The following is a 19764-nucleotide window of genomic DNA, read 5'->3' as shown; positions in this document are numbered from 1 at the left end:
TTGGTTCTTTGAAGTGCCGATGGAGCGCGAGGCTCCGGCAGCATCGCTTATTTCCACCAGTACTCGACCTGCAATCCGACGTTCGCACCGTGTCGCGCCGTGCCGAAGGCGCCGGTGTCGGACAACGCCGAGCCCGCCGCCAGTTCATTGGCGGCCCGTTTGGCCGCCTCGTTCCAGCTCGCATAGGTGTAATACAGACGCACCTCGGGGCGTTCCCAGAACTCAGGGCCCTTGGGCGACCAGGTCGGGGCGAAAGTGAATTTGCTCAGCTTGCGCGTCCCACCTGGGGCCTCAACCTGATCGTGGCCCAGTTCGGTCACCAGTTTGAACTGCTCGGTGATCGCATAAGCCGGGCGAACGCCCAGGGAAATCCAGTTCTGATCGGTGCCGTCCAGGCGGCTGTCTTTCTGGTAAACCGCCTCGACTTGCCCGCCAAATCGCGGCGTCACTTGCCAGTCGAAGAACTCCACTACCCGGTAACTTTTGTTGCTGTCGTCCAGCTTCACGTTACCGGTATAGCCCAACCCGGTGCCGGGACCTTCGCCGTATTGGAAGGCCAGTTTGTTCTTGCCGCCCAGAAAACCTTTCTGCACATGCTGGGCGGTGATCGCCCAGCCGCGGTGAGCATCACGACTGTCGGGTTTGTCGATGTAGCTCAGCCCGAACTCCAGCGCACCGTCGGGGTTGGTGTTGAAGCCGGCAACGTTGAAGTCATGCCGATTGATGTAGTCCTTCTGGTACAGGTTGTCCTTGCGCGAGAAGGCGTAGCTGTATTTCAGATCGCCGATCAGCACGTCCTCGACACCACCACCCGTGGCGCTCTGGTTCCAGTAATAGAAGTCGGAAATATGGATATCGTTCCGTTTGTAGTAACGCCGACCGGCCCACAGCGAACCGCCGTTGAGGCCGGGCATGTTCGACCATTGCGCGTACAGTTGCGGCAGGCGCACCGAGCCGTTGTCACCCTTGAACGTCAGGCTGCGGTCGTATTGGTTATACAGCGAGGCCATGCCGTCGACGCTCAGTACCGAACCGTCGTCCAGGGTGTAAAGATCCTGTCGCAGCTCCAGCTCCCCGTATTGCTCGCATTCGTTGCCCAACCGATATTTCGTCTGTGCGCCAGGCAACTGGAAACACTGCTGTTTACCGCTGTTGACCGAGGTGCCAACGCCGCTACGCAAGTACCCTCCGAATTCCAGGGCTTGTGCCGACAGTGGCAACGCCAGGCATACGCTTGCGGCCGCAAGGCTGCGATTTATTGTTGTTTTCAAGAGCTACCCCATTATTTTTATTGTGTGCAGCGGCAAAATCGGCGCGCAAAACTCCCCCGCGCAGCGTTCTGCGTGTTTTTTAAGTCGGTGTTTTTTGGTAGTCGGTCAGTCGGTCATATGCAGTACGAAAGATTCATAGGGCCGTAAGAGAACCTGCCGATTTCGCGCCGGACAGTCCGGGTAATTGCTGATGACCAAACGTTGGGCCATCGCTTCGCTGATCACTTCATCCGGCAACATGAATTCGCATGGCGTGCCGTAGAAGTTGTTCAACACCAGCAACCGTTCGCCACTGCCCTCACGTACGTACGCCCAGATTTGTGTGTGCTCCGGCAACAACTGCCGATAGACACCATCGGACATCAGCGCCTCAGTGCGACGCAGGGCGATCAACTGACGGTAGTGATGCAACACGGAGTCTGGGTCGTCGAGTTGATGGGCGACGTTAATTTGCGCCGCGTTGGCCGGCACCCCGATCCATGGCTCGACCGCACTGAAGCCGGCATTCGGCTCGGCGTTCCAGTGCATGGGCGTGCGACCGTTGTCCCGGGACTTCTGCATGATCGCCGCCATGTTATCGACGTCACTCACACCGGCCTCGCGCTTGAGCCGAAAGATGTTCAGGGTTTCGACATCGCGGTACTGATCAATCTGATCGAACCCCGGATTGGTCATGCCCAGTTCTTCACCCTGATAGATGAACGGCGTGCCCTGCAGAAAATGCAGCACCGTACCGAGCATCTTCGCCGACACCACTCGATGCTCGCCGTCATGACCAAACCGCGAGACCACCCGTGGCTGGTCGTGGTTACACCAGAACAGCGCGTTCCAGCCACCACCGGCCTGCATGCCGGTTTGCCAATCGGAAAGGATGCGCTTGAGTTCAAGGAAGTCGAAATCGGCACGAATCCACTTCTGCAGGTTCGGGTAATCGACCTTTAGATGATGGAAGTTGAAGGTCATCGAGAGCTCTTTCGATTCCGGCCGCGAGTAACGGATGCAATGCTCAAGACGGGTGGAAGACATTTCGCCGACGTTGATCAGGTCATGACCTTCGAAGACTTCGCGATGCATTTGCTGCAAGTAATCGTGGACGTTCGGGCCGTCGGTGTAGAAACGTCGTCCGTCGGTGTTGTCCTCGGGGAAGTCCGCCGGTTTGGAGATCAGGTTGATCACGTCCAGACGGAACCCGCCTACGCCCTTGTCGCGCCAGAAGCGCATCATCTTGAACACCTCGGCGCGCACCTTGGGGTTGTCCCAGTTCAGGTCGGCCTGTGTGTGGTCGAACAAGTGCAGGTAATACTGACCGGTCTGCGCTTCATACTCCCAGGCCGAACCGCCGAACTTGGATTCCCAGTTGTTCGGCTGATCGCGCCAGATGTAGAAATCGCGGTAAGGGTTGTCGAGGCTGCTGCGGGCCTGCTGGAACCAGGTGTGCTCAATGGACGTGTGGTTGACCACGATATCGAGCATCAGCTTGATCCCGCGCTTGCCGGCCTCGGCGATCAGCAACTCGCAATCGGCCATGGTCCCGTAGCTCGGGTCGATGGCGTAGTAATCGCTGATGTCGTAACCGTTGTCGCGCTGGGGCGAACGCAGGAACGGCGTGATCCACAGACAATCGACACCCAACCAATGCAGGTAATCGAGCTTGGCCACAACGCCAAGCAAATCACCCGTGGGGTTGCCGGCGTGGCTGTGAAAACTCTTCGGGTAGATCTGGTAGATCACCGAACGTTGCCAGTCTTGCATGGCGGACTCCTTCAACAAATTGATGTGGCGCCCCTCAGGCAACCCGATACCCAGGCCGAACAATCTTCATGCTCAACCCGCAGGTCAGAACAAACGGCACGACCATGGCAATGACCATCCCGATCACGAACATCGGAATGAACTGCGGAATGATCGAAATAAAACCGGGCAAGCCGCCGACGCCGATGGCCGAGGCCTGGACCTTGTTCAGCGAAAGGAAGATGCAGCCCAGGGCCGAGCCGATCAGGGCCGCGTAGAACGGGAATTTGTAGCGCAGGTTGACCCCGAACATGGCCGGCTCGGTGATGCCGAAGTAGGCCGAAATCGCCGAGGTCGAGGCCATGCTTTTATCCCGCACATTACGGGTCATGTAGAACACCGCCAGTGCCGCGCTGCCCTGGGCGAGGTTGGACATGACGATCATCGGCCAGATGAAGGTGCCGCCCTGGGTGGAGATCAGCTGCAAATCGACCGCGAGGAACATGTGGTGCATGCCGGTGATCACCAACGGTGCATAGAGCAAACCGAAGATCGCCCCGCCGACCATCGGCGCGAGGTCGAACAGCATGACCACGCCTTCGGTGATGAGAATCCCCAGATGCCGGGTCACCGGGCCGATCACCGCCAGCGCCAACACGCCGGTGACGACGATGGTGGTGATCGGCACCACCAGCAATTGCACCGCGTTCGGCACCCGTGCCCGCAGCCATTTTTCGATGACGCTCATCACGTAGGCCGCCATCAGGATCGGCAGGATCTGGCCCTGATAACCGACCTTTTCGATCTGGAACAAACCGAGGATGTCGAAGTACGGCAAGCTCTGGCCGTCGAGACCCGCGACTGCCTTGCCGTAGTTCCAGGCGTTGAGCAGATCGGGGTGAACGAGCATCAAGCCGAGCACGATGCCGAGGATTTCGCTGCCGCCAAACCGCTTGGCCGCCGACCAGCCCACCAGCGCCGGGAGGAATACAAACGAGGTGTTGGCCATGAGGTTGATCAGGCTCCAGAGCCCGTCAAGTTTCGGGTAGGCGTCCAGCAGGGTCTGGCCCTCTATGAACATGCCCTTCGCGCCGATCAGGTTGTTGATGCCCATCAACAGCCCGGCAATGATCAACGCCGGCAGGATCGGCATGAACACGTCAGAAAACACCCGCACCAGACGCTGCATGGCGTTGATCTTGTCGGCGCTTTTTTGTTTGACGTCGGCGATGGTTGAAGCCGCGAGACCGGTTTGACGGCGCAGTTCTGCGTAGACCTTTTCGACTTCACCAGGGCCGATAACGACCTGGAACAGGCCGCCGGTGAAGAACGAACCTTTGACCAGATCGATCTGTTTCAGTGTGGCGATGTTGACCAGACTCGGGTCCTTGAGGGCCAGGCGCAGCCGTGTGACGCAGTGCGCGGCCTGCTCGAGGTTGTCGCTGCCACCGAGGCTGTGCAGCAGCTCGGAGGCGATATTCGGATAGTCGTGGCTCATGCTTGTTCTTCCGCTGTAGTTTTTTGTTATTGGCAGCACGCCGAAGCGAAAAGTACTCGTCTGTACGAGTTAAAGCAACAACTCGTACAGACGAGTTTGATTTTGTTTGTCCTGAGCTCGACCGGCGGCGACATTTCCTACCTTTGAAGTCGACGAAACCCAAAGCCGCATGGACAAACCCCTACCCTGCCCTTAAGGTTCCAACCCTTGAGCACATCGCGGCACAGAGCCATCCCATGAGTAAATACAACCAGATCTACAGCGATCTGCTTGCCAGCATCACGACCGAACGTCTGGAACGCGGTGCACGATTGCCCTCCGAAACCGAACTGATGGACAGCTATCAGGCCAGTCGCGGCACTGTGCGCAAGGCCATCGAGCAACTGCAGGAGCGCGGTTTCGCCCAGAAAGTCCACGGCAAAGGCACCTTCGTACTGTCGACCAACCCGATCGAATTCCAGCTGGGCGGCATCGTCAGCTTCCAGGAGACCTACCCGCGGCTGGGCAACGACGTCAGCACCGAGGTGGTCGAATTCACCCAGATACCCCTCGAAGTCCCACTGCTCGAACACATCAAGGCTGAAGAAGGCAGCCTGATCACGCGGATCAAGCGCGTGCGGCGGATCGACGGCAAACGGGTGATCCTGGACATCAACCATTTCGTCAGCGACGTGATTCCCGGCCTGTCCCGAGACATCGCCGAGCACTCGATCTACGCCTTCATCGAGCAGACCCTGCAACTGCAAATCGCCTATGCCCAGCGCACTATCGAAGCGATGCCGCGGAGCAAGGATGACCAGCAACACCTGGACCTCGACGGCCAGAGCCATGTGATCGTAGTCAGCAATCAGACTTTCCTGCAGGATGGCCGCCAGTTCGAATTCACCGAATCGCGGCATACCCTGGACAAGTTCTACTTTTCAGACGTGGCCCGGCGGTGACACTACACGGTACTGAATCGCAAATAGGCATAACTATGTAGTGCACATTCCTTGAGTGAACGGCTCATCCTCGACGCCCATTTCTCAAGGATAGAGAGCATGAGCCCGACCCAACCCCGTCCACTGCCCAATGCCGCCGACAAGGCCGCACTCAAGGCGATTGCCACCACCGTTATCCAGACGTGCCCCAGTCTGCAAGACACGGCCCACGAAGTTGCCAGTGACCTGTTGAAAAAATACGGCATCGTCGGCCTCGATCCGGATCGGGTGTACTTCCATCGCTTCACGGCGGCCCAAAGCAGCTCGAAAGCCTTCACCGGTTGGGAGCATGTCGATGACACGCCGACCTCCTCCGTGACCCTGACACAGTTGGTGATCCACCGTTTCCGCGCCACCGACCAGGACAACGCTGATTTGCTCGACCTGTACGGGGGCTTCTATAGCGTCGGCCCGAATGCCGGAACCTTCGATGAAACCAACGAAGTGCGCCTGCATGGCAACGAGGTACTGAAAGACTTCTGGAGCATCGATTTCAGTTCGCTCTATCGCCAGCGACTGAGCGAATTCTGGAATAACAGTTCCAACGACTTCCGCACGTTGGCCAAATGCAACTTCCTGATTAACGCCGTGCAGGCACGGGACAAACGCCAGCTGAGCGACGAAGATTTCAACCTAGCGGTAAATGCCGTCATGGGGCCGATCACCTGGCCGATCAGCCTGCAACAGTTGCAATCGGAACACCCCGATACGCAATTGCGCGTCCGCGCCCTGGACATCGATGGCTACGTCGCTACCAATATTCTGCGGATCGTCGTCCCCAAAGGTCGACAGATCGTTTACCTGCCCGGCGAAACCAATGCCTTTCAGGTGCTGGAAACCATCACAGACATGCACTTCTGGATGTTTCAAAGGATGAACACAGAGGATGCACGTCAGACTTTCCTGACCCACTTCCCCCTGGCCGATCGGCAGAAGATCGCCGAAAACCTCACCGATATCATGAATCGGTTGGTCAGAACGTGGGGCAAGTACGACCATCACATGATCAACCAGAAAAACCAGGTCGTTCAGGGTGATGCATTCAGTTGGATGCGCGACGCCACCAAAGAGGCAATGTTCGCCGAGGCCGAGCTGTCGCTGACCTCCAATGGCGATCTGCGCAAAAAACTCTGGATCGGTTACCTCAGCGCCGGCATCAAAGTGTTCGGTCCGATGGCTGTCGTCGGCTGGCCAATCGCACTGCCCGTGGTCGGCGCCAGCGTTGCCAACATGGGCTTGAACATCGACCAGGCGGTCAATGCAAAAACTGCCGAAGAGCGCAAGGCCGGCATCTTGGGCGCTGTACTCAGTGGCATTGATTTGCTGTTCAACCTGCTCGTCCTGAAAGGCCCCGGTACGCTGGCAGAAGTCGGCCCCGAGGTCGACGCCGCCGAAGCGGCGGAAATGTCCGACCTGATTGAGTCGACGCAATCGGCCAAAGGGACTGGCCCGGCGACCGACCTCGAGGTTGCGCAACCACGCACTACGCCGTCAAGCACGAAGGTGCCCAAGACCTGGGTAATCGATGAGCCACTCAGCGAAGATGCTCTGGAGCATGATCCGGGTAAATTTCAAGGCACCTACCGGCTCGCGTCCAATTCTTCAAGGGCAATCAAACTCAACGACACAGCCTATAACGTGCGCTTTGAAAACGATCCCAACGGGCGTGGTCATTGGGCAATCATCGATCCGGCCAACCCTGATGCCTTCACAGGGTCAATTCCCGTACGGTTGAGCGAAGGAAAATGGGAGATCGTTCCCAGGTTGGGTCTGAGGGGTGGCATGGAAGTACCGCCTGTTGCTGCCGGTGGTGCGACAACTGAAACTGTTGTCGAGGAATGGGCGCGATTGCCCGGCGTTCATGTCCCCGGGCTGGAAGCCTCTGAAATGAGGGAACTGGCACTCGGAGGGGCAGACTTGCGCGGTGGCGAAACAGACGCGTTGCGCGAGTTCGAATGGGCTCACCGAGAACCTCGCACAATCCTGGTTCGCGACGCCAGGGCTTGGTATGAACTTCATCCACCGGCTCCCCGAATGCCGGTATCGGCCGCCCAGTTGATCGAAACACCAGCCGAGCTGCTTGATTCGGCATTCGCGAATACGCCGGGGCTGATCATCGGCGAACGCTACGGGAGTATCGGCAGCAAACAGTTCCTGATCGAAAACATGCCCGCCCTCGCGCAACGCGGAGTGAAGACACTGTATTTGCAGGAATTACTGGCAAACCTTAATCAGCTTGATCTAGACGTCTTCGCACGAACCGGCGAAATGCCTGAAGAGCTGGAAAATTACCTGAAGAAACTCGACATCAAAGCGGGCAATGATCCCGATGGCACATTCAATCTGCTGGCGCTGGTAAAAGCCGCCAATGCCCAGCGTATCCGGGTTCAAGCCATCGATATGTCGATGACCTACAACATCGGTAGAGACCCTTTTTCCCGGCCGCCTGATGACCAGATGGCGCGTAGTTTTTTCGCCAGTGAAGTCATCCACGCCAATGAAAGTTTCAAGGGGCCGGCGAAATGGGTAGCCTTGGTCAATCAGGAAAACATGACGACCTTCAGAGGCTATCGGGGCATCAGCGAACAGACTGACGCGCTGAGCATTCGTATCGACGACGTGACGCCGGGTCAGGCACAACCCATCAGCGTCGACCCGGGACTCGCGGTGGAGTATGCGGATTATCCGGGCTCGCCCGTCGATGAGGTGGCAGGATTGACCGATCCCGACAGCGTCCAGGCGCTGATCAAAGGCGACTGGCGCGTGCAGATGCAAACCCCGTGGGCCTACAGATCCTCGCAGGAGTTGAGATCGCTATTACCGGAACCGGGGATGTTTACCTTTCAGCGTTACAGAAGCAGCGTTTTGGTGGTTTATCGCAATGCCAATCATCAAATGGCCGACAGCGTCATCCGCTCGACACCCGGTGGCAGGCTCAATCTTGATACCCCTTTGGCGCCTGCCTACGAGTCCATAACTGTGGATAACCTCAATGCACTCAAACAGCGATTGATCGCCAGGGGCATGAGGCCAATGGGCTGGTCTGAATTGGCTGACGAACTCGCCCCCACCCTGCCGCAGACTCCACAAGGCCCCACGGTGCCGGACAATTGGCAAGCCAACGAACTGCTCGAAGGACTCACGCCCGTCAGCGAGACCGGAAACTACCAGGGCATTTACCGACTCGACTCAGAACCTTCCACTGCCATCATGATGAACGACGCCGCGTACTACGTGCGCTTCGAGGGTGATGTCGGGGGCGACGGACACTGGATCATTATCAATCCCGAGTTTCCCAACCGGTTCCCTGGAACGATCCCCGTACGCCTGAACGCGCAGGGTGAATGGGAAACCATGCCACGCAGCGGCCTCAAGGGCGGCGGAAAGACGCCTGAGCCGACAATACCGCCCGTGGCACGTCTGCCCGCCTCGCCCTACGAGGTTCCACCGGCACAGCGAGCGGCCCTGAAGGCGGGCGCCGACGGGCATGAAACCTATGCGCTGCGAGATGAGTACGACAGCCTCAAGGAAAATGACCCCTTCCGGGATTTCAAAGCCAGCAGAAAACGCCTTTATCGGGATGCTGTGCGGTTTTACGACAATCCCGAACTGCCCCCGCGCCCGCCCATTCCGCAACTCGCCCCCGATGCCTCGGCGCAAGAAATCATCGAGGCCACGCTGGAACATGCGCGGGGACTGGTCATTGGCGAAAGCCATAGCGATATCGGCAGCAAGCAATTCCTGATCAACAACATGGAACTGCTGGCCCGAAACAAGGTGAAAACGCTTTACATGGAACATTTGCTGACCGACTTTCACCAAGCGGATCTGGATACCTTCGCCGAAACCCAAGTGTTATCCGCAGAGCTTGAGAAATACCTGAAAAATCTCGACATCGGCCACATGAGCGATCCCCTTCGCCGCTACACGTTTCTCGCACTGGTCAAACAGGCGGGCAAGTACGGCATCCGGGTTCAGGCACTCGACTCCATGGCGAGTTACCGGATCGACGGCCTGGTGGTGCGCGACACGCAAGGTCAGACCATTGCCGACGGGGTGCGCCAGAAAATGATGAACTACTTCGCTAGAACCATCATCCGTTCCGATCAGGCGGTGCGAGGTGCTCACAAGTGGGTGGCGCTGGTGGGCAACACCCACTCCAACAGCTACAAGGGGATTGCCGGTATCAGCGAACTGGAGGAAGCCATCGGGCTGCGCACTGAGGATGTTGTCGAAGGCAGCGTAACCGGTATCGATATCGATCCGGGGGCAAGCATGCTTATCGAAAACACTCCGGGCAGTGCAAGTGCCACGGTAAAGGGCGACTTGCGGCTGCGAGTGGCAGTCCCCTGGATGTCACAAACGATGCCCGAAATCGAGCAACTGCTGTCACGTGCGGGAATGTACACCCTGAAGCGGGATCCGCTCTCGACCTATGTAGTGCACCGCAGTCGCACCAATGAACTGGTATTCACCCGCATCAATACTGATGGAGACCAGTTCTATCTCGAACGTGCGCAGTGGGTTTCAGTGAGTGGCAAGCGCTATGGCAGCATCAAAGAACTGTTACGGGCACTCGACACTACGGGCATGAGGCTGGCGGGCTGGTCGAAGCCGCTGTAATCGGCAAAAAAAAACCGTGTGAAATCGAATTCACACGGTTTTTTTAGCTCAAGCCATCACAGCCTGCGTGGGATCATTCCCACTCAATGGTCGCTGGCGGCTTGCTCGACACGTCGTACGTGACGCGGGAGATGCCTTCGATTTCATTGATGATGCGGCCGCTGACGGTTTCCAGCAGTTCGTAAGGCAGGTGAGCCCAACGCGCAGTCATGAAGTCGATGGTTTCCACGGCACGCAGAGCAACGACCCAGGCGTAGCGACGGCCATCGCCAACGACGCCAACCGATTTCACCGGCTGGAACACCACGAAGGCTTGGCTGACTTTGTGATACCAGTCGGCCTTGCGCAGTTCTTCGATGAAGATGTGGTCGGCGCGACGCAGCAGGTCGGCGTATTCCTTCTTCACTTCACCGAGGATCCGCACGCCCAGGCCCGGGCCCGGGAACGGGTGACGGTAAACCATGTCGTACGGCAGGCCGAGTTCGAGGCCCAGACGACGGACTTCGTCCTTGAACAGCTCGCGCAGGGGTTCAACCAGCTTGAGGTTCATTTCTTCCGGCAGGCCACCCACGTTGTGGTGCGACTTGATCACGTGAGCCTTGCCGCTCTTGGCGCCAGCCGACTCGATCACGTCCGGGTAGATGGTGCCTTGCGCGAGGTACTTGATGTTGTCCAGTTTGTTGGACTGGGCATCGAATACGTCGATGAAGGTACGGCCGATGATTTTACGCTTCTTCTCGGGGTCCGACTCGCCTGCCAGGTTATCGAGGAACTGGTCGGCAGCATTGGCGCGGATCACTTTGACGCCCATGTTCTCGGCGAACATGGCCATCACTTGCTCGCCTTCGTGCAGACGCAGCAAGCCGTTGTCGACGAAGACGCAGGTCAGTTGGTCGCCAATGGCTTTGTGCAGGAGCGCGGCAACTACCGAGGAATCAACGCCGCCGGACAGGCCGAGCAATACGTTGTCGGTACCGACCTGGGCGCGAATGTTGGCGATGGCGTCTTCAGCGATTTTCGAAGGCGTCCACAGGGCTTCGCAGCCGCAGATGTCGAGGATGAAGCGCGACAGGATGCGACCGCCTTGCTTGGTGTGAGTCACTTCCGGGTGGAACTGCACGCCGTAGTAGCCGCGAGCGTCGTCGAACATACCGGCAATCGGGCAGCTCGGGGTGCTGGCCAGGATGTGGAATTCCTGCGGCATCTTGGTGACTTTGTCACCGTGGCTCATCCACACGTCAAGGCCGAACAGGCCGTCGGCGTCGATGTGGTCTTCGATGCCGTCGAGCAGGCGGCTCTTGCCGACCACGTCGACACGGGCGTAACCGAACTCACGCAGCTCGGAACCTTCAACCTTGCCACCCAGCTGTTCAGCCATCGTCTGCATGCCGTAGCAGATACCGAAGACCGGCACACCCAGGTCGAACACGGCTTGCGGTGCGCGCGGGCTGTCGGCGACGTGTACGGACTCGGGGCCGCCGGCGAGGATGATCCCTTTCGGCGCGAATTCGCGGATCGCTTCGTCGTCCATGTCGAACGGATGCAGTTCGCAGTACACGCCGATTTCACGCACGCGGCGGGCAATCAGCTGGGTGTACTGGGAACCGAAGTCGAGGATCAGGATGCGGTGAGCGTGAATGTCGAGGGCCATGATTCAGTCTCGTCTAAGTAATTCAGAAACAGTCGTGATTCAGAAACAACTCGGGGCTGAATAAAACAGCCCCGGTTACTTAACTTTTAGCTTGAAGCCTCAACCTACGCGGTAGTTTGGCGCTTCTTTGGTGATTTGTACGTCGTGAACGTGGGACTCGGCCATGCCGGCACCGGTGATCCGCACGAACTCTGGCTTGGTGCGCATTTCTTCGATGTCGGCGCTGCCGGTGTAACCCATCGAGGAACGCAGGCCGCCCATCAGTTGATGGATGATGGCGCTCAAGGTGCCCTTGTAAGGAACACGCCCTTCAATACCTTCTGGAACCAGTTTCTCGGCGCCTGCCGAGGAGTCCTGGAAGTAACGGTCGGAAGAGCCTTGAGCCTGGGACATGGCGCCCAGCGAACCCATGCCGCGGTAAGCCTTGTACGAACGACCCTGGAACAATTCGATCTCGCCTGGCGCTTCTTCAGTACCGGCGAACATCGAGCCCATCATCACGCAGGAAGCACCGGCAACGATGGCCTTGGACAGGTCACCGGAGAAACGGATGCCGCCGTCGGCGATCAACGGAACGCCTGTGCCTTCAAGGGCAGCGGCAACGTTGGCGATAGCACTGATTTGCGGGACACCGACACCGGCAACGATACGGGTGGTGCAGATCGAGCCAGGGCCGATACCGACCTTGACCGCATCGGCGCCTGCTTCGGCCAAAGCCTTGGCGGCAGCGCCGGTGGCGATGTTGCCGCCGATGACCTGCACTTCAGGGAAGTTCTGCTTGACCCAGCGAACGCGGTCGATCACACCTTTGGAATGACCGTGAGCGGTGTCGACCACCACCACGTCAACGCCGGCATTGACCAGGGCAGCGACGCGATCACCGGTGTCTTTACCGGTACCGACTGCAGCGCCAACACGCAGACGACCTTGATCGTCCTTGCTGGCCAGCGGGTAAGCCTTGGCTTTTTCGATGTCGTTGACGGTCATCATGCCTTTGAGGGCAAATTTGTCGTCGACGATCAGCACGCGTTCAATGCGGTTTTTGTGCAACAGCTCGCGGACGTCGTTCTTGTCGGCGCCTTCCTTGACCGTGACCAGACGCTCTTTAGGCGTCATCACTTCACGGACAGTGGCTTCAAGACGGTTTTCGAAGCGCACGTCACGGGAAGTGACGATACCGACCAGGTCGCCATCGTGCAGCACGGGAACGCCGGAAATGTTGTGCAGGCGGGTCAGTTCGAACAGTTCACGAACCGTGGCGTCAGCCTCGATGGTGATCGGGTCCTTGACCACGCCGGCTTCGTAACGCTTGACCTTGCGCACTTCGGCAGCTTGCTGCTCGATGGTCATGTTTTTGTGGATGATGCCGATGCCACCTTCCTGAGCCATGGCGATTGCCAGACGGGCTTCAGTGACGGTGTCCATGGCGGCAGAAACCAGAGGAATATTCAGCTCGATGCCACGGGTTAGGCGGGTCTTGAGACTGACTTCGTTAGGAAGCACCTCGGAATAACCGGGCACTAGGAGAATGTCGTCGAATGTCAGAGCTTCTTGGCTGATACGCAGCATCGCGGGGGCTCCCGAGCGGGAAAATGGAAGCGCGCCATTATAGTCAGACACCCCCTCGGGTTCAACGTAAAACTCTGTCTATTATTAGCATTACTGATATACGGGGATTGTCGCTTCCTACAGCTCGACTTTCACCCAACTGACAGGCTGATCAAGCCAATCGGCAAACTCGTCGATAAAGCTCTGCTTGAACCCGGCCTCTGCCCAATTGTTGAAGATAAAACCCAGGTTGGAAAACCCGCATTCCTGCAGAAAAAGAAAGCCGTTGATGTCATCTTCATGCCCGCATTCCGGACAGGTGAAGTTATCGGTGCGCCCCGGCATCCACTCTTCCAGGCTGTCGAACAGCGCTTCGCCGACTTCCTTGCGGCACTCGGCGCAGCCCGCCTCTTCAAGAAAACCCTTGGCCGGCGTATAGATGCAGCGCTTGGTGATGATTTCCAGGCCATTGATCGGTTCGCCGAACGGCAGCGCTTCCGGGTGCAGTACTACAGCGCGGGCACCGTCGCCGATGGCATGAGCCATGCGGTTGCCGGTGCGGCCGCAGGTAGTCAGCTCTTCCTTGATGATGTTCTTGCGCACCAGCCAACGCACGACCGCCCGGGCCCGGGGTTCGTGCACCGGCAGTGTGGAGATTTTCGGGACGATGATGCTTTGCGAATTCATGGTGCGGCCTGCTGCGAACGCTTTAAAGAAGTCCGGCAGCTTAAGCACCCGGCTTCAGAGGTCAAGCACTCAAATAACGCCCGATCAAGGCAATTCCACTGGCCAGCACCAACCAGGTCACCAGCCGCACGAACGCCTCGCGGGACAATCTCATGGTCAACCGCCGGCCAATCCACAACCCCAGCGCCATGGCCGGCAACAAACACAGCGCCAATACCAACAAGGGTAGCTCGGCATACACACCCGCGACAGCAAACAGGCTCAAGCGCACCACGGTGCTGCAACTGATCAGCGCACTCTGGGTCGCCCGCGCCGCCTCTTTGGGTAACCGACTGTTCAAATAGATCGCATATAAAAAGCCGCCACTGCCAAACAACGCCCCGAACATCCCGCCTACCGTGCCCATCGGCACGGCCCAGCCGGCGGACAATAGCGTCGGCCGGGTTTTGACCCACAAGCTGTAAATCGCGTAAGTGCTGATAAACAGCCCCATCAACAGCAACAACACATCGGATTTCAGATTCAGTAGAAAAATAACCCCTAGCGTGCAGCCCACAGCCATGCACGGCAGCAGCCGCAACAACTCAGGCTTCGCCACATCCCGTCGCGAAGGCAGCAGATTGCCGAACGCTGCGACGAAATCCAGCAGCACCAGCAGCGGCACGATCTTCGACAGCGGCATGAACAGGATCAGAATCGGCCCCGCCACCAACGCGGTGCCGAAACCGGCAATACCGAACACGATGTAGGCCAGGGCGATGCCCAACCCGATCATCAGCCAATCCGTAGCGCCGAATGGCCATTGGTTCAACAACTCAAGCACGCTCATCTCCTCAGTCACTCCCAAATCCCTAGCGCTGAATCCTAGGGGATTTCTTTTGACTCATGGAGATTGATCGTCGAATGCCTTTAAACTGCGCCCCATGATTAAAGATCCCTTTGCAAGACTCGGCCTGGACCGTGAAGTCCTGACTGTCAGCCAGCTCAACGGCCGCGCGCGGGTGTTGCTCGAAGACGTGTTCAGCAACATCTGGGTCGAAGGCGAAATCTCCAACCTCGCCCGTCCGGCGTCCGGTCATGTGTATTTCACCCTCAAGGACAGCGGTGCCCAGGTGCGTTGCGCACTGTTCCGGCAGAACGCGGCGCGGGTGCGTCAGGCGTTGAAGGATGGTCTGGCGGTCAAGGTCCGCGGCAAGGTTTCGCTGTTCGAGGGCCGCGGCGACTATCAGTTGATCCTCGATACCGTGGAGCCGGCCGGTGACGGTGCGCTGCGTTTGGCCTTCGATGCGTTGAAGGAAAAACTCAGCGCCGAAGGCCTGTTCAGTGCCGAGCGCAAAGTACCGCTGCCGGCGCATCCGCAACGCATCGGCATCATCAGCTCGCCCACCGGCGCGGTGATCCGCGACATCATCAGCGTATTCCGCCGCCGCGCGCCGCAAGTGCAGCTGACGCTGATCCCCACTGCCGTGCAGGGTCGCGAAGCCACCGCGCAGATTGTCCGCGCGCTGAAACTGGCGGACGCCCGCGGTTTCGACGCGCTGATCCTGGCCCGTGGCGGCGGTTCGCTGGAAGACCTCTGGTGCTTCAACGAAGAAGCCGTGGCCCGCGCCGTGGATGCTTGCGTGACGCCAATTGTCAGCGCCGTCGGCCATGAAACCGACGTGTCGATCAGCGACTTCGTGGCCGACGTTCGCGCCCCGACGCCTTCCGCCGCCGCCGAACTGCTCGCGCCGGATTCCAGCGACCTGGTCCGTCGGGTCGACAGCCTGCATCGTCGCCTAGTGATGCGCATGCGCGACCGTTTGATGCGTGATCGACTGCGCCTGGAAGGCATGTCTCGTCGCCTTCGTCATCCCGGCGAACGTCTGCGCCAGCAAGCGCAACGCCTTGATGACCTGGACATGCACATGCGCCGCGCGTTCGAACGCAGCCTCAATACCCGCCGCGAACGGCTGATCCGCCTGGAAACTCGCCTCGCCGGGCAACATCCCGGTCGGCAACTGGCGATGCTTCGTCAGCGCCTCGACAACGTTGCCGAACGCCTGCCCCGTGCCATGCGCGAAGCTCTGAAATCCCGTCGCCTGCAACTGCAAAGCCAGATGCAGACGCTGCATGTGGTCAGCCCTCTTGCAACCCTTGCCCGTGGCTACAGCATTCTATTGGATGAACGCGGCAACGCGATTCGCAGCGCCGAGCAAACCCACACGGGTCAGCGCCTGAAAGCCAAACTCGGCAACGGCGAACTGCAAGTGCGGGTCGAAGACAATCACCTGACACCTGTCACCCTTTCTTTACTGGATTGATCCATGCCGCGTTTTTTTGCTCCGCTGCTGTTGCTCTGCCTGACCTTCAACGCCCACGCCGACAGTTACATCACCCGCCTGTTGAACAAACCGGTGCCGGGCGGCGTGGCCGTAGTGGACCTGGGCGCCGCTGCGCAGGCGCCGAAAGCCAGTTACCAAGGCAAACCGGTGTTGGTGGTCAAGGAACAGAACAATTGGCTGGCGATTGTTGGCGTGCCGCTGACGGTTAAACCGGGCACGCAGCAGGTCAGTAGCGGCGGTCGTAATCTGAGTTTCACGGTCGGCAGCAAGAAATACCCGGAACAGCACATCACCCTGAAGAATACGCAGCAGGTCAATCCGAACCCGGAGAATCTCAAGCGCATCGAAGGCGAACTGGCCGAGCAGATTCAGGCCTACCGCACCTTTAGCCCGAACACCCCGAGCAACCTGCTGCTGGACAAACCGGTCAACGGGCCGCTGTCGAGCAAGTTCGGCGTGCGCCGCTTCTTTAATGGTGAGGAGCGCAATCCGCATGCAGGACTCGACTTCGCCGTGCCTGCCGGCACGCCGATCAAGACGCCAGCCGCTGGCAAAGTGATCCTGATCGGGAACTACTTCTTCAACGGCAACACGGTGTTTGTCGATCACGGCCAGGGCTTTATCAGCATGTTCTGCCACCTGTCGAAAATCGACGTGACGGTTGGCCAGCCATTGGCCCGTGGTGGAGTGGTCGGGAAAGTCGGTTCCACCGGGCGCGCGACCGGGCCGCACATGCACTGGAACGTCAGCCTGAATGATGCGCGGGTTGATCCAGCCATCTTTATAGGTGCATTTCAGCCTTAGTCGTTGAGCAAGGCTACTGGCCTCATCGCGAGCAAGCTCACTCCCACATTAGATTGTCGGCGCACACTGGATCTGTGTTCACACCGATCAACTGTGGGAGCGAGCTTGCTCGCGATGAGGGCATCATTGGCGCCGCTTATTCAGCCTCCAGGTCTTCAATCCCATGGACCTCCCGGTCCGCCAGACAGTGTTTGATCCAGACTTGGGTGTCCTCTGAGAAGCCGGTCAATTCCTCAGGCGTAATCAACTCTCGGGCACACAGCCCGAGCAAGTGAGAGCAGGCCTCATGTCGTGAGAACCTGAAAACACCAAACGCCCAATACAGCTCTTTTTGCCCGGCTTTCAGCATTTCTTCGCTGGCTTCTATCCGCTCATAAGGCACCAGACTTTTATCCAGCACCGTACGCTCGACCTCCTCCATGATGCGGATACACAGGCGCTCATGGGCCAACGGACGCAACGCGCTATAAAGCTTCCAATCTGACTCATTCATCACCGACTCCTGCCTGTCAGTAGTCCTGTTGAATGTTTAAGAATAGCCGCCCCGACCGAACTGCGGCCGCCAACTTTCAATTGCGCATCGTTCAACCCTCGCGCAAACATCCAAACAATCGCCCTCTTTCAGAACAATAAAATCGCGACAATCTGGCTTTTTCAGGTATTCCTCTCAATTTTTTTCGACCGCTTGCCATCCTTCACCCTCGCGGTTAGGGTTGAAGACATGAAAACCTCTCACACCCTCATCCAGCTTCGCCAGCACCGCAGCCTGTGCCTTGTCAGTGCACGACTGCCGGGCTGAATTTGCGGTGCCTCGCCCTACGCTTTTCCCAAGAACATTTGATCCACCGGCAGGCCGCCTTTTTTCGGCCCACACAATAAGGATTTCCCGATGAGCATGCTCAAAGACCCGTCTTCGAAATACCGCGCGTTTGCGACTATCGACATCCCGGACCGCACCTGGCCGTCGAAGACCATTACCGCCGCGCCGATCTGGTGCAGCTCCGACCTTCGTGACGGTAACCAGTCGCTGATCGAGCCAATGGACGCGGTCAAGAAGCTGCGTTTCTGGAAAACCCTGGTTCAGGTCGGCGTAAAAGAAATCGAAGCGTCGTTCCCGGCGGCTTCGCAAACCGACTTCGACTTCGTGCGTACCTTGATTGAAGGCAACCACATCCCGGACGACACCACCATTCAGGTGCTGACCCAGGGCCGTGAAGATTTGATCGAGCGCACCTTCGAATCCCTGCGCGGAGCGAAGAAAGCCATCGTTCACCTGTACAACGCCACCTCCCCGTCCTTCCGCCGCATTGTCTTCAACCAGGACAAGGAAGGGGTCAAGGCCATCGCCGTGAACGCGGCCAAGCTGTTCGTCAAATACGCCGCCCAGCAGCCAAACACTGAGTGGACCTTCGAATACTCGCCAGAAACCTTCAGCGCCACCGAACTGGAATTCGCCAAGGAAGTCTGCGACGCGGTGATCGAAGTCTGGAACCCGACGCCTGAGCACAAGGTGATCCTCAACCTGCCGGCCACCGTCGAATGCGCGACCCCGAACATCTATGCCGACCAGATCGAATGGTTCGGCCGTCACATCAACCGTCGTGACAGCGTGATCATCAGCCTGCACACCCACAACGACCGTGGCACGGGTGTTGCCGCCACCGAACTGGGCCTGATGGCCGGCGCGGACCGTGTCGAAGGCTGCCTGTTCGGCAACGGCGAGCGCACCGGTAACGTCGATCTCGTGACCGTGGCATTGAACCTCTACACCCAGGGCATTCACCCTGAGCTGGACTTCTCCGACATCGACGGCGTGCGTAAAGTCGTCGAAGAATGCAACCAGATCCAAGTGCACCCACGTCACCCGTACGTCGGCGACCTGGTTCACACTGCGTTCTCCGGCTCCCACCAGGACGCCATCCGCAAGGGCTTCGCCCAGCAGAAACCGGACGCTCTGTGGGAAGTGCCGTACTTGCCGATCGACCCGGCCGACATCGGCCGCAGCTACGAGGCGGTGATCCGCGTCAACAGCCAGTCGGGCAAGGGCGGTATCGCCTACCTGCTGGAACAGGAATACGGCATCAGCTTGCCGCGTCGCATGCAGATCGAGTTCAGCCAGGTGGTGCAGCGTGAAACCGATCGCCTTGGCCTGGAGATGACCGCCAAGCAGATCCACGCGTTGCTGCACAGCGAGTACTTGCAGGCCAACACGCCTTACGCGCTGGTCAGCCATCGCCTGCAGGAAGAAAACGGTCATAGCGCCGTAGAAGTGGAAGTCTCCAGCAAAGGTCAGGGTGAAACCAACCTGCACTGGCGTGGCAAGGGCAACGGTGCCCTGGAAGCGCTGGTGGCCGGCCTGCCGATTCCGGTGGAAATCATGGACTACAACGAACACGCGATCGGCGCGGGCACCAATGCCAAGGCGGCGGCCTACATTGAACTGCGCGTGAACGGTGAACGTGCAGTGCATGGCGTCGGTATCGATGAAAACATCACCACCGCCAGCTTCAAGGCCCTGTTCAGCGCACTGAACCGCTCGCTGAGCCAGCCGGAAGCGAAAGCGGCGTAAGCCTTCGCTGAAATGCAAAAGGCCCCGGGGTGAGAACCTCGGGGCCTTGATCGTTCCCACGCGGAGCGTGGGAACGAT

Annotated in this window: 13 protein-coding genes; 5 read left to right on the top strand and 8 right to left on the bottom strand. The window is 58.7% G+C overall.

Features of this window, described 5'->3' with window-relative positions; genetic code table 11:
* Nucleotides 1–47 precede the first annotated feature (47 nt).
* The 3 genes from ACYZTR_RS06260 to treP all read right to left on the bottom strand — a co-directional run bounded on the left by ACYZTR_RS06260 (nt 48) and on the right by treP (nt 4500).
* Nucleotides 48–1271, bottom strand: a complete 1224-nt coding sequence (locus tag ACYZTR_RS06260; RefSeq protein ID WP_461977309.1) for a carbohydrate porin — start codon at nt 1269–1271, stop codon at nt 48–50.
* Nucleotides 1272–1376: 105 nt separating this feature from the next.
* Nucleotides 1377–3023, bottom strand: a complete 1647-nt coding sequence (gene treC / locus ACYZTR_RS06255) for an alpha,alpha-phosphotrehalase (RefSeq protein WP_461977307.1) — start codon at nt 3021–3023, stop codon at nt 1377–1379.
* Nucleotides 3024–3057: 34 nt separating this feature from the next.
* Nucleotides 3058–4500 (bottom strand): PTS system trehalose-specific EIIBC component, encoded by a 1443-nt coding sequence (gene treP / locus ACYZTR_RS06250; RefSeq protein WP_461977305.1) that lies wholly within the window; start codon nt 4498–4500, stop codon nt 3058–3060.
* A 236-nt stretch (nt 4501–4736) separates the two neighbouring features.
* On the opposite strand from treP, the gene treR reads away from it, so the two are divergent.
* Both treR and ACYZTR_RS06240 read left to right on the top strand, forming a co-directional pair.
* Entirely contained in the window at nt 4737–5441 is a 705-nt protein-coding gene (treR, locus tag ACYZTR_RS06245; RefSeq protein WP_461977303.1) for a trehalose operon repressor, read from the top strand.
* 99 nt (nt 5442–5540) lie between these two features.
* Complete coding sequence (locus ACYZTR_RS06240) at nt 5541–10103, top strand: membrane-targeted effector domain-containing toxin (RefSeq protein WP_461977301.1); 4563 nt, start codon at nt 5541–5543, stop codon at nt 10101–10103.
* Between the two features lie 73 nt (nt 10104–10176).
* Here ACYZTR_RS06240 and guaA read toward each other — a convergent pair whose 3' ends face one another.
* The 4 genes from guaA to ACYZTR_RS06220 form a co-directional block, all read right to left on the bottom strand.
* Complete coding sequence (gene guaA / locus ACYZTR_RS06235; protein WP_461977300.1) at nt 10177–11754, bottom strand: glutamine-hydrolyzing GMP synthase; 1578 nt, start codon at nt 11752–11754, stop codon at nt 10177–10179.
* Between the two features lie 99 nt (nt 11755–11853).
* The gene (guaB, locus tag ACYZTR_RS06230) at nt 11854–13323 is read right to left on the bottom strand and encodes an IMP dehydrogenase (RefSeq protein ID WP_053123503.1); all 1470 of its coding nucleotides are present in this window, start codon (nt 13321–13323) and stop codon (nt 11854–11856) included.
* Nucleotides 13324–13440: 117 nt separating this feature from the next.
* Nucleotides 13441–13989, bottom strand: coding sequence for a sugar ABC transporter ATPase (locus tag ACYZTR_RS06225; RefSeq protein WP_282375273.1), 549 nt, complete (start codon nt 13987–13989; stop codon nt 13441–13443).
* Nucleotides 13990–14050: 61 nt separating this feature from the next.
* Entirely contained in the window at nt 14051–14818 is a 768-nt protein-coding gene (locus ACYZTR_RS06220) for a sulfite exporter TauE/SafE family protein (protein ID WP_461979598.1), read from the bottom strand.
* A gap of 94 nt (nt 14819–14912) precedes the next feature.
* On the opposite strand from ACYZTR_RS06220, the gene xseA reads away from it, so the two are divergent.
* Both xseA and ACYZTR_RS06210 read left to right on the top strand, forming a co-directional pair.
* On the top strand, nt 14913–16292 hold the full coding sequence (xseA, locus tag ACYZTR_RS06215) for an exodeoxyribonuclease VII large subunit (protein WP_461977298.1): 1380 nt from the start codon (nt 14913–14915) through the stop codon (nt 16290–16292).
* Between the two features lie 3 nt (nt 16293–16295).
* On the top strand, nt 16296–17117 hold the full coding sequence (locus tag ACYZTR_RS06210; protein ID WP_461977296.1) for a peptidoglycan DD-metalloendopeptidase family protein: 822 nt from the start codon (nt 16296–16298) through the stop codon (nt 17115–17117).
* Nucleotides 17118–17253: 136 nt separating this feature from the next.
* Here the strand turns inward: ACYZTR_RS06210 and ACYZTR_RS06205 are convergent, their stop codons facing one another.
* Entirely contained in the window at nt 17254–17610 is a 357-nt protein-coding gene (locus ACYZTR_RS06205; protein ID WP_461977294.1) for a hypothetical protein, read from the bottom strand.
* 396 nt (nt 17611–18006) lie between these two features.
* Between ACYZTR_RS06205 and leuA the strand changes: the two genes are divergently transcribed.
* Complete coding sequence (leuA, locus tag ACYZTR_RS06200) at nt 18007–19686, top strand: 2-isopropylmalate synthase (RefSeq protein WP_461977292.1); 1680 nt, start codon at nt 18007–18009, stop codon at nt 19684–19686.
* Nucleotides 19687–19764 lie beyond the last annotated feature (78 nt).

This window comes from Pseudomonas sp. Hz4 (assembly GCF_054898165.1).
This window is presented reverse-complemented; position numbering and strand designations above follow the sequence as displayed.

Bases quoted from the DNA above. Each gene is read 5' to 3' on its own strand.
- treC (WP_461977307.1), bottom strand. From the start codon at position 3,023: ATGCAAGACTGGCAACGTTCGGTGATCTACCAGATCTACCCGAAGAGT.
- treP (WP_461977305.1), bottom strand. From the start codon at position 4,500: ATGAGCCACGACTATCCGAATATCGCCTCCGAGCTGCTGCACAGCCTC.
- treR (WP_461977303.1), top strand. From the start codon at position 4,737: ATGAGTAAATACAACCAGATCTACAGCGATCTGCTTGCCAGCATCACG.
- ACYZTR_RS06240 (WP_461977301.1), top strand. From the start codon at position 5,541: ATGAGCCCGACCCAACCCCGTCCACTGCCCAATGCCGCCGACAAGGCC.
- guaA (WP_461977300.1), bottom strand. From the start codon at position 11,754: ATGGCCCTCGACATTCACGCTCACCGCATCCTGATCCTCGACTTCGGT.
- guaB (WP_053123503.1), bottom strand. From the start codon at position 13,323: ATGCTGCGTATCAGCCAAGAAGCTCTGACATTCGACGACATTCTCCTA.
- ACYZTR_RS06225 (WP_282375273.1), bottom strand. From the start codon at position 13,989: ATGAATTCGCAAAGCATCATCGTCCCGAAAATCTCCACACTGCCGGTG.
- ACYZTR_RS06220 (WP_461979598.1), bottom strand. From the start codon at position 14,818: ATGAGCGTGCTTGAGTTGTTGAACCAATGGCCATTCGGCGCTACGGAT.
- xseA (WP_461977298.1), top strand. From the start codon at position 14,913: ATGATTAAAGATCCCTTTGCAAGACTCGGCCTGGACCGTGAAGTCCTG.
- ACYZTR_RS06210 (WP_461977296.1), top strand. From the start codon at position 16,296: ATGCCGCGTTTTTTTGCTCCGCTGCTGTTGCTCTGCCTGACCTTCAAC.
- ACYZTR_RS06205 (WP_461977294.1), bottom strand. From the start codon at position 17,610: ATGAATGAGTCAGATTGGAAGCTTTATAGCGCGTTGCGTCCGTTGGCC.
- leuA (WP_461977292.1), top strand. From the start codon at position 18,007: ATGAGCATGCTCAAAGACCCGTCTTCGAAATACCGCGCGTTTGCGACT.